The organism is Trinickia sp., assembly GCF_051961175.1.
In the GTDB taxonomy this organism is placed as follows: domain Bacteria; phylum Pseudomonadota; class Gammaproteobacteria; order Burkholderiales; family Burkholderiaceae; genus Trinickia.
The window spans coordinates 1-4,429 of record NZ_JBQCDN010000042.1 but is presented as its reverse complement, the minus strand read 5'-3'; the positions used below and the strand labels follow the sequence as shown (position 1 = coordinate 4,429).

Annotated in this window: 5 protein-coding genes and 2 pseudogenes; 2 read left to right on the top strand and 5 right to left on the bottom strand. The window is 62.2% G+C overall.

Annotation, left to right across the window (positions count from 1 at the left end):
• The 4 genes and pseudogenes from ACTHL0_RS02490 to ACTHL0_RS02475 all read right to left on the bottom strand — a co-directional run.
• Positions 1 to 205: pseudogene (locus ACTHL0_RS02490) on the bottom strand (YceI family protein); the annotation flags it as partial.
• Positions 206 to 246: 41 nt separating this feature from the next.
• Entirely contained in the window at positions 247 to 1,044 is a 798-nt protein-coding gene (locus ACTHL0_RS02485; protein ID WP_440565003.1) for an anti-sigma factor, read from the bottom strand.
• Positions 1,044 to 1,562: a sigma-70 family RNA polymerase sigma factor gene (locus ACTHL0_RS02480; RefSeq protein ID WP_440565002.1), complete on the bottom strand. Its 519-nt coding sequence runs from the start codon at positions 1,560 to 1,562 to the stop codon at positions 1,044 to 1,046. The genes ACTHL0_RS02485 and ACTHL0_RS02480 overlap by 1 nt, the downstream gene beginning before the upstream one ends.
• Before the next feature lie 170 nt (positions 1,563 to 1,732).
• Complete coding sequence (locus ACTHL0_RS02475) at positions 1,733 to 2,914, bottom strand: hypothetical protein (RefSeq protein ID WP_440565001.1); 1,182 nt, start codon at positions 2,912 to 2,914, stop codon at positions 1,733 to 1,735.
• Positions 2,915 to 3,175: 261 nt separating this feature from the next.
• Between ACTHL0_RS02475 and ACTHL0_RS02470 the strand changes: the two genes are divergently transcribed.
• Both ACTHL0_RS02470 and ACTHL0_RS02465 read left to right on the top strand, forming a co-directional pair.
• Entirely contained in the window at positions 3,176 to 3,619 is a 444-nt protein-coding gene (locus tag ACTHL0_RS02470) for a hypothetical protein (protein WP_440565000.1), read from the top strand.
• A gap of 268 nt (positions 3,620 to 3,887) precedes the next feature.
• Positions 3,888 to 4,136 (top strand): DUF1272 domain-containing protein, encoded by a 249-nt coding sequence (locus tag ACTHL0_RS02465; RefSeq protein ID WP_440564999.1) that lies wholly within the window; start codon positions 3,888 to 3,890, stop codon positions 4,134 to 4,136.
• Between the two features lie 170 nt (positions 4,137 to 4,306).
• Here ACTHL0_RS02465 and ACTHL0_RS02460 read toward each other — a convergent pair.
• Positions 4,307 to 4,429: pseudogene (locus ACTHL0_RS02460) on the bottom strand (MBL fold metallo-hydrolase); the annotation flags it as partial.

Below are 4,429 nucleotides of genomic sequence, written 5' to 3'. Positions count from 1 at the left end.
GCATGCGGCCAACGCGCATCGTGAGGCGAGCGTGCAAAAAATACGCGACGTCGAGCGTCACGCCCGAGCGGACCGGGTCGAGTCGATATAGCCCGGACGGAGCGGCGCCGGGGGAACTGACGCTCGCAGCAGCCCCGCCGGCCGCCACGCAGGCCGCGCACGCCAATGCGCCTATTCTCTTTCCCCAGGTGCCGAAAACACGCATTGCCGTCTCGTTTGTCGCTGCACTTCCCGCCGCATGCACCTCTATCGCCACTGCTCGGGGTGTCCGCCCAGATCGCCGCAGATATCGACCGCAATCTCGCGCAAGCGGCCATCCGCAACGTCTCCCGACAGCGCATAAGCCGTCTGATCGTTCACCCAATAGAACGTGCGGCGGTCACCCTCGCGCAGGACCCGGATGGGCGCCTCGTGATCCACGGCCGCGCTCACATACAACGCGAGTCGTTCGCCACTGCGGTTTTCATACATGAACTGCGCGGCCGGGCCGGCGGCGCCCGGCAGCAGCCGCCCTCCCAGGAACGAATAGCCGTACTCCCCGAGGGAAGGCACGGTGAGGGCGCGATTCAGACGCTTCGAGAGCCATTTGACGAGCGCACCCTCGCTTTGGGCGGCCATCTCCACCGCGTGCTGCGAATCGGGGGCGTAGACCGCATAGGCGAGGCTCGCTTGCTGTGCGAACGCGGTCTCCGGTTGCCGCAGCCAAAGATACGCCGGAAGCAAGCCGGCAAGCCACACGAGTGCAACGCCCGCCGCGAGCGAGCCGATCGCCAACGCGGCTTGGCGCCACCATGGCGGACGGATACGCAGCACGATACACGGGCCGTTCGTTTGCGCGACGGGATCCGCGAACAGCGCACGCAAGGCCGCGCGCTGCGCACGATAGTGCGTCACGAGGCCTGCCGCCTGCGGATCGGCGGCGAGCCGCTCTGCAACGGCTCGCCGCTCCGCTTCCGGCAACTCCCCATCGACGAACGCAGAAAGCGTGTCGAACTCGGGCTCGCCGTAGTCCCCCGTTGGTGTATGGTCGCGATCGTCACTCATCATGTATTTCTCACCGCTTTTAACGAGGCCGCATGACGCGCCGAACCCTCCTCGAGCAGCCGCCGCATATGCTCTCGTGCACGCGCCAGCCGCGACATCACGGTACCGGTGGGCACACCGAGCACCGACGCCATTTCCTGGTAACTCAACTCCTCGACGCACACGAGCAACAGGACCTCCCGCTGTTCGAACGGCAAGCGATAAAGCATGCGCTGCACATCCCGCAGCATCAGCGAATCGACTTGCCCACTCGGCGCTTCGAGTGTTTGCCACGGGCCATGCTCGTCGTCGATGGCGATTTCGCGGCGCGCCCGCAATTGATCGACATAGAGATGGCGCAGGATCGTCAGGAGCCACGCGCGCAGGTTGCTATCCGGGCGGAAACTGCGCGCGCGCGTGAGCGCACGCTCGGCCGTGTCCTGCACCAAGTCGTCCGCCCAAGCCGGGTCCCCCGTCAACGCGCGCGCATACCTGCGCAACTGAGGGAGCCACCCGACGACGTCAGCTTCGAAGCTCACAGGCGGCACCGCGGTCAGTAGACGGCCGCGAACACAGCTGCCAGCCTCGGCATCGATCGCATGTCCGCCTCCCGACGGTCCAGTGACATAAAGAAAACGTATGGCACCTGCACTTTATTCCTCCTATTTCCCGACGGTAGACAACGGCAATCGATCAACGGTGGAACGCTTCATTCCCGATCATCATCGTCATGGCGCCGGCGCAATGTCCAAACGGTCGCGGTGTTCGTGGTGTCGTTCACCGTTGCGAACTGTGACTGGCCGGTGCTGCTGTGTCCGAAGGCCAAGCCGAACGCAGCCCCAGCCGTCGGATCGACTTGCATCTGTGCGACGAACCGCCCTTCTGGCGTGAATTCGACGATTTCGCTCGATTTTTTCGGATTGGGATTCACGGCATCGCCATTTGCCGTCACCAGATCGCCGTTCGGCGCGAGAGCCAGCGCCAGCGGCCCGTGAAGATGTTCGTTGTCTTGATAAACAACCCGCCCAGGGCCGTCGTTGCGCATGCGCGTTGCCGCGCGCGGCACGGCGAATACCGCATTGTCATTGGTCGATGCGACATAAAGAAGATCGTGGGCCGCGTCATAAGCGAGACCCGTCGGGCCGACCACGAGTGCCGCGGGATCAGGCCGGTGTGCGTAGCCGGACGCGATGATGCGCGAGCTCTTCAGCAGGGTCGCGCCGCTCATGCTGATGTTGATATCGATCCTGGCCACCGTTCCATTTAATACGTTCGATACGAACGCCGTGACCTGTGACGGCTTATCAACGGCAACCGTCATGTCCCACGGGCCGTCCAGCAGCGTGGGATCCTTCAGTTCAGTCAAGAGCCCGCCCTGCGGGTTGATCACCAAGAGCGAGCCGGCTGAGGCAATGGCGCCGCCTGTCGTCGTGGGAAGATTGCCGACCAGCACAAACCCGCTCTTCAATACCGCCAGTGCGGTGGTGAGGCCCAGATTCCGCCCCTGGAAGAACGTGACGGGTGCGCCGTCGGTGACGAGCTTGACGATGGTCGTCCCCGTGCCTTGCTGGTTGGAGGCCGCGTTGAAGTTCGACACTACGACGTCGCCCGGCTTCAGTGCGCTCGACGATGGCACGCCTTTCGGCACGAACGCAATACCATATGGATTGACGTCGCCGTTGGTTGGAACGGTCGAACCGGACGTGGACGTCGGTGGGAGGATCGGCTCTTCATGTGCGATCGCGGTTCCGAGCGAGAGTACGACGAGGCCGATACTACAGAGTGCAACACGCAAACGCCGCTGTGCGAATCGGATGGGAACGGGGGCTTTCGACGAATGAATGACCCGAGCGGGGCATTCGGCGGCGGACAACTGACGCGAAGCTTTCATGTTGCACCTCCTACATAGGCTGAACGTCCCGATTGCCGGAGCGGCAAGGAGAACTCAGCAAGACGGCAATGCTTCAACGCGGAAAGGCATCCAACGTAAACGCACCAGCGCCGCACATATTCCTCGCCACAGCAAACTTCGACCGAGATCGTTCGTGCGATAGGCTCCCATGCTCACAGTCATCGGTCTCAGGCTCGCCGCACACACCTGTCCAACTGCTACGATGCGCATCAACAATCCGCAGTCAACAACATCGACCTTGTGCAAACACTATTCATCGGGCCCGTGCGCGCCGCGTTGGCCGCCCTCCTCGCCCTATTCGACCTGACGCCATTCGTTTTTCTCTTGCCCGTGCCGCCAACCGATAGCTGGACAATCGCCGCGCTCATTTTTATTTGCGTCGTCGCTGGCTATTGGGCGTGGTTGTCTGTTAAATCGGCAACGCCCAAACAACGCGCCGTCCTGCCCCTTCTTGCTGTAGTAGCGGTGCTCAATGTGCTCACGAAACTCGGCATGACCCATCTCCCGTCGACGCTACTGGACAGGGTACCGATTGGTTTCATCGCGTCGCTCTTCGGTCTCGACGGTGAATACGCCTACGATGCCGCGATCTATGAAGTGTGGTGCCAGCTATGGCTGTGTCTCGCGCTCTTCACCTGCGCGATCGGATGGACGGTCAGGAGAACCGTGCGGGCAAAGACCTGATGGCACGACCGCGGCGGCGATAAACAGTTGTCGGCAGCAAACGACATCAACCACGTCACCCACCATCGATCGTGTGCTCGGTACGCTGCATCGATTCAGCATGTGTCGCGGCGCCGCCGACGACAAAGCCTGCGCTTTGGCAGTAACTGATGGTCCGATCGAGCCCGCGAGGCGCATGAAGTCCGTAGAATTCGCCCATCAGGTGGGCAGCCGATGTAGCGCGAGTCTTCCCGCCATTTACGAGGTCAGAATAAAAAAGGAGAAATCGATGCTCGAGCTCAGACCTGGATGCGAATGCTGCGACAAGAATCTGTCGCCCGAATCCGATGAGGCGTGGATCTGCTCGTTCGAATGCACGTTTTGTACGCACTGCGCGACCGACGTGCTGAAGGGACAATGCCCGAATTGCGGGGGCGAACTCGTCGCCCGCCCGCGCCGTCCCACGAGCAAGCTGGCGAACAACCCGCCGTCCGCGAAGCGGGTGTTTAATCCGGCGTGTGCCGAGGCACACCGCTAGTTCGTTTCGTCTGGAACATTTCACATGCGGGCTCGGGATCTATCGGTTGATCGCCGGGCTCGCGCGGTGCGTTCACGGCACACCATCGAATACCGTTCGGACAGCCTGATGCAGACCCCGTTCTCGGCAGCGCACTGCACGCTTATTTCGAGCTGCGCGGATCGCCTCGATCAAAGCGCGTTCAGCGGAATCTTGAGATAACGAATGCCGTTCGATTCGGGCGGCGGCATATCGCCGGCCCGAATGTTGACCTGCACAGCGGGCAAAATGAGCACCGGCATCGAGAGCGTGCG